Source organism: uncultured Aquincola sp. (assembly GCF_964001545.1).
Taxonomy (GTDB): domain Bacteria; phylum Pseudomonadota; class Gammaproteobacteria; order Burkholderiales; family Burkholderiaceae_C; genus Aquincola.
Genome location: NZ_CAXFDV010000571.1, coordinates 1 through 5,212, shown reverse-complemented (window position 1 = coordinate 5,212; position 5,212 = coordinate 1). Strand labels below are relative to the sequence as shown.

Below are 5,212 nucleotides of genomic sequence, written 5' to 3'. Positions count from 1 at the left end.
AGGCGGCTCCAGCGGCCCATGAAGGCCTCGTAGGCCGCGCCATCGTCAAAGCGGATCGGGGGCGTGTTCATCGGCGCAGTATGCGTCGCGCACGGTCAGCACCACCACCGTGCCGCGCGGCCCGCTGTGGATGCGCAGCCGCGCGCCGATGGTGGCGGCCCGCTCGCGCATGCCGGCCAGGCCGAAGTGGCCGGCACGGGCAGCGGCTTCGGCCCGCTGCGCATCGAAGCCCTGGCCGTCGTCGCTGATGCGCAGCGCCAGCGCATGGCGGCCGTAGCGCAGCCGCAGCAGCACGCGCCGGGCCTGCGCATGGCGCAGGGCGTTGCACACGGCCTCGCGGCCGATCAGCACCAGCTCGTCGGCCACCGCGGGCCGCACCGGGCGCTGGGGGCCCTGCTGCCGGAACTGGCAGTGGATGCGCGGGAAGTCGATGGCCAGTTCACCGATGGCGGCGGCCAGGGCCGTGCCCAATGGGGGCGACGTGCGCACCGGGCCGTCGCCCGTGGTGCGCAGCGCGCTCACCCGGTCGCGGCCTTCTTCCATCACGTCCTGGGCGCGGTCCAGCGCATGCAGCAGCCGGGCCTGCAGCGGGGAGCCGGCGGGCGCCTCGTCGGCGGCGGCCTGCACCTGCAGCGTCAGGCCGGTGACGCCCTGCAGCAAGGTGTCGTGCAGGTCGCGCGCGATGCGTTCACGCTCACGCAGCCGCACCTCGGCCTGCGCCTGCAGCCGCTGGCCCAGCGCGCGCACCCGCCAGCGGTACAGCAGCACGCCGGCGGCCAGCGCCAGCAGCAGCAGTGCGGCGGCAAAGCTGCGCGTCTGCCAGAAGGCGGGCGGCACCTCCAGCGCCAGCTGGGCGCCGCGCTCGTTCCACACCCCGTCTTCATTGGCCGCCACCACGCGGAACACGTAGCGGCCCGGGCCCACCTTGGTGTAGGCGGCTTCGCGGCGCGGGCCGGCTTCGCGCCAGTCGGCGTCGTAACCCTCCAGGCGGTATCTGAAGCGCACCCGCTGCGGCATGCCCAGGCTGGTGGCGGTGTAGTCCAGCCGCAGTTCGGCCACGCCGCCGGTGGGCAACTGCAGCGTCTGGGCGCTGGCGCTGGCGCCGGCGCCGGCGCCGGGCACCAGGGCGCGGCCGTCGGCCATCACCTGGCGCATCAACACCGTGGGCGGCAGGGGGTTGCGGCGCAGGCGGGCGGGGTCGATGACGAAGAGGCCGCTGGGCAGCGCCGACCACAGCCGGCCGTCCTGCGACTGCACCAGCGAAGGCAGCGGGCGAATCTGGCTGGCGCTGCCCTGCAGGCCGTCGTCGGCGTCGAAGCGGCGCACCTGCGGCGCATGGCCCGGCTCGCTCAGCGCACGCCGCCATTCGGCGGCTGCGATGCGCATCAGGCCGCTGGCCGATTGCACCCACAGCTCGCCCGCTTCGGTTTCCACGATGCCGGTGACCACCGCGGGCTGCACCGCTTCGCCGGGCAGCGGCATGGTGTGTATGCGGCCGCCTTCATACAGCGCGATGCCGCGCTGGCCGCCCAGCCACACCCGCGCGCCACGTGCATGCACGGCCGAGATGGCACCGATGTCCAGCCCTTCGGCCGGCCCCAGCCGCAGCACCTGGTCGCCGTCGATGCGCGCCGCGCCGCGGTCGACATAGCCGATCCACAAGCGGCCCTGCGGGTCGTTGCCCAGGGACATGATGCGGGCCGCCGGGTCGTTGTCCACCTGCTGCCAGCGCCCCTGCACCAGGCGGAAGGTGCCCTTGACCACCAGGTGCGCCCACAGCACGCCGCTGGCGTCGGTGGCCAGCGCATGCAGCGGCGCGAAGGCCATGCCTTGCGGTGCATCGCCCGCATCGGGCCGGGGCACGCGCTGCGGCGGCCGGCCGGGTTCGATCTTCCACAACGCGCTGTTGGAGCCTACCCACACGGCGCCGCCCGCGTCGCGGTGCACATGGGTCAGGCGCTGGCCGGCCAGGCCCAGCGGCTGCGCCTGCAGCGGCGGCTGGCCGGGCGCGGCCACCCGGTGCAGGCCGCCCAGCTCGGAGATGGCCCACACGCCGCCATCGGCCGCCGGCGCCACGCCCACCGCGCCATCGCCGCCCGGCAGCGGCACGCGGGTGACGTGGGACTGCCGCAGCCGGTGCAGGCCGGAGGCGGTGCCGATCCACACGTTGCCTTCGCGGTCTTCCAGAAAGCTCTGCGCATCGGCCTCCAGGCCCTGGGCCGGCCCCAGCAGTTGCACCTCGGGCTGGCGCACGCCGGCCACCACCGGGCCTTCGGTGGGCCGCGGCATGCGCAGCAGGCCCTGGCCGCTGCGCACCCACAGGCCGCCGTCGGCGTCGAACCAGTGGCGGTCGGCCTGCGCCGGAAAGGCCAGCGGCAGCACACCGCTGGCGGCGCCGAAGCGGCCCCCGTGCTGCGCCAGCGCCACCAGCCGCTGGCGGGCAAAGTCGGCGGCCCACACCTGGCCGCCCGGTGCCACCGACAGGAACGGGAACGAAGGCAGGTCGACCTGCACCCGCTGGAAGGCCGTGCCCCCCGCGGCCAGCGCATAAGCCCCGGTGCGCGCGGTGACCCACAGCGTGCCCTGCGGATCGCGCACGATGGTGCGAAAGGGCACCGGCTCGCCGTCCAGCGCAAAGGTCTGCCACTGGCCGCCCTTCAACCGCGCCACGCCGCCGGTGAAGGCGCCCCACACGTCGCCGGCCGCATCCACCGCAAAGTCCCAGCAGTTGCCCACCGGCAGGCCGGGCACGCCGTGGAAGTGCTGCAGCCCGTCGGGCCCGAGGATGCTCACGCCGCCGAAGCGGTGGCCGATCAGCAGCCGGCCGTCGGGCAGCGCCTGCAGCGCGGTGACGCTGCCCGACAGCCGCGGATGCCCGCCCAGCGGGTCCACCCGCTCGAAGCGCACACCGTCGAAGCGCACCAGCCCGCCGCCGGTGCCCAGCCACAGAAAGCCATCGGGCGTCTGCGCCATGGCCACGATGTTGGCCGGCGCCTGCGCATCGCGCTGCCAGCCGGTGTGCTGGGCCTGGGCCACCGGCAGGCCGGGGTCCAGCGGCCAGGCGGGGGCGGCATGCAGCAGCAGCGCCAGCAGGGCAAGGCGGGGGACGGAGGGGGGCAAAGAGGTACGGCGCACGGTGGCAGCCCGGATGACGGCGGCCGCGCATTTTCAACGCCCATGGCGTAACGCTGCTCAAGCCCGCGGCTGGAAGGCCGATGCATCCGACGCGCGTCCCACCCATATCGCCGGGCCAGCCGTGTTTCGCGCGGCCCGGTACAACTCAACAGCAGGACCCCCTCCATGAAGTTATCCACCCGCCTGACCTTGGGATTTGGCGCCACCGTCGCCCTGGGCGTTGGCATGGCCGGCTACAGCGCGTATGCGATGGACCAGCTGGCCGGGCGTGTCGATGAGCTGGCCACCAACCGCATGGTCAAGGTGTCGCAGCTCGGCCGGCTGACGGACAACTTCAACGTCACCGCCCGCACCGCCCGCAACATCGTCATCAGCACCGACCCCAAGGTGGACGAAGAGGAGATGGCCAAGCTGCGCGCCGCCCGCCAGGACAACCAGGCGCTGCTGAAGGCGCTGCAGGCCACCATCCAGTCCGAGGCCGGCGCGCCGCTGCTGCAGGCCATCCTGGACAACCAGGGCGCCTATGAAGCGGCGGTCGACAAGGTGATCGCCCTTTCGCGCGACGACCCGGCGCAGGCCGGCCAGCTGCTGTTCAAGGAAGTGCGGCCGCTGCAGGCCGTGGTGTTCAAGGCGGTGGAGGATTCGAAGAAGCAGCAGCAGGCCTTTGCCGATGAACTGGCGGCCACCACCCGCAACTCGGCCATGGGCACGCTGGGCCTGCTGGCGGGCCTGTGCGTGGCGCTGGCGGCCATCGGCTCGGCGGTGGCCTGGCGGGTCTCGCGCCAGGTGATGAAGGCCCTGGGCGCCGAGCCCGAGGCGCTGAACGCCGCCGCCGCCCGCGTGGCCGATGGCGACCTGAGCCAGCCCCTGGCCGTGCAACCCGGCGACAGCGCCAGCGTGATGGCCACCTTGGCCCGCATGCAGGCCGCGTTGAACCGCGTGGTGGGCTCGGTGCGTTCGGGCGCCGACAGCGTGGCCACGGCCAGCGCGCAGATCGCCCAGGGCAACAACGACCTGAGCCAGCGCACCGAAGAACAGGCCGGTGCGCTGGAGGAATCCGCCGCGTCGATGGAGCAGATCGGCTCGACCGTGCGGGGCAACTCCGACAACGCGCAGCAGGCCAACCAGCTGGCCCAGGCCGCCAGCGACGTGGCCACCCGCGGCGGCCAAGCGGTGGACGCGGTGGTGGCCACCATGCGCGAGATCAGCGACAGCTCGGGCCGCATCGCCGAGATCATCGGCACCATCGACGGCATTGCGTTCCAGACCAACATCCTGGCCTTGAACGCGGCGGTGGAAGCCGCGCGGGCGGGTGAGCAGGGCCGCGGCTTTGCCGTGGTGGCCGGCGAGGTGCGCACGCTGGCGCAGCGCAGCGCCGAAGCCGCCAAGGAGATCAAGTCGCTGATCCACCAGAGCGCCGAGCGTGTGGAGCAGGGCACCCGGCAGGTGGACGAAGCCGGCGCCACGATCACCGAGGTGGTGACCTCCATCCGCCGCGTGACAGACATCGTGGGCGAGATCAGCTCCGCCTCGCGCGAGCAGACCTCGGGCATTGCGCAGGTGAGCGAGGCCGTCTCGCAGATGGACCGCGCCACGCAGCAGAACGCCGCGCTGGTGGAAGAGTCGGCCGCCGCGGCCGAGAGCCTGAAGCTGCAGGCCGAGCAACTGGTGCAGGCGGTGGCGGTGTTCAAGCTGCAGGCGCAGGGCGATCGTGCGCCGGCGGCCGCCGCGCCGGTGGCCATGCCGGCCCCGGCCCCGGCGCCGGCCGCGCCCACCGCCCATGCCACCGCGGCCCGCGCCGCGATCCAGCAGGCCGCCGGCAAGCCGAAGGCTTCCGCCAGGCCGCTGGTGAAACCGGCCACCCAGCCGGCCAGCAAGGCAGCCGCCAAGCCTGCCGCCAAGCCGGCGGTGAAGGCCACCGCCCAGCCCGCAGCGGCGGCCCCCGCGCCGGCCCCGGCCCCCGCTGCCGCTTCGTCGGACGACTGGGAAACCTTCTGAGCGTAGGCCGCGGATCAGGGGCTTCACCGCACTGTCATCGCGCGCCCGTAAGGTCGCGCGGTTTTCAGCAGCCGGGCTT

General features: G+C 73.8%; 2 protein-coding genes. One reads left to right on the top strand and one right to left on the bottom strand.

Annotated elements, in window-relative coordinates; genetic code table 11:
• Positions 1–45: 45 nt before the first annotated feature.
• Entirely contained in the window at positions 46–3,120 is a 3,075-nt protein-coding gene (locus tag ABNT58_RS19675; protein WP_348755117.1) for a triple tyrosine motif-containing protein, read from the bottom strand.
• Between the two features lie 180 nt (positions 3,121–3,300).
• On the opposite strand from ABNT58_RS19675, the gene ABNT58_RS19670 reads away from it, so the two are divergent.
• Complete coding sequence (locus tag ABNT58_RS19670; RefSeq protein ID WP_348755116.1) at positions 3,301–5,133, top strand: methyl-accepting chemotaxis protein; 1,833 nt, start codon at positions 3,301–3,303, stop codon at positions 5,131–5,133.
• Positions 5,134–5,212 lie beyond the last annotated feature (79 nt).

Coding starts and splice junctions, on each gene's coding strand:
- ABNT58_RS19670 (WP_348755116.1), top strand. CDS start 3,301: ATGAAGTTATCCACCCGCCTGACCTTGGGATTTGGCGCCACCGTCGCC.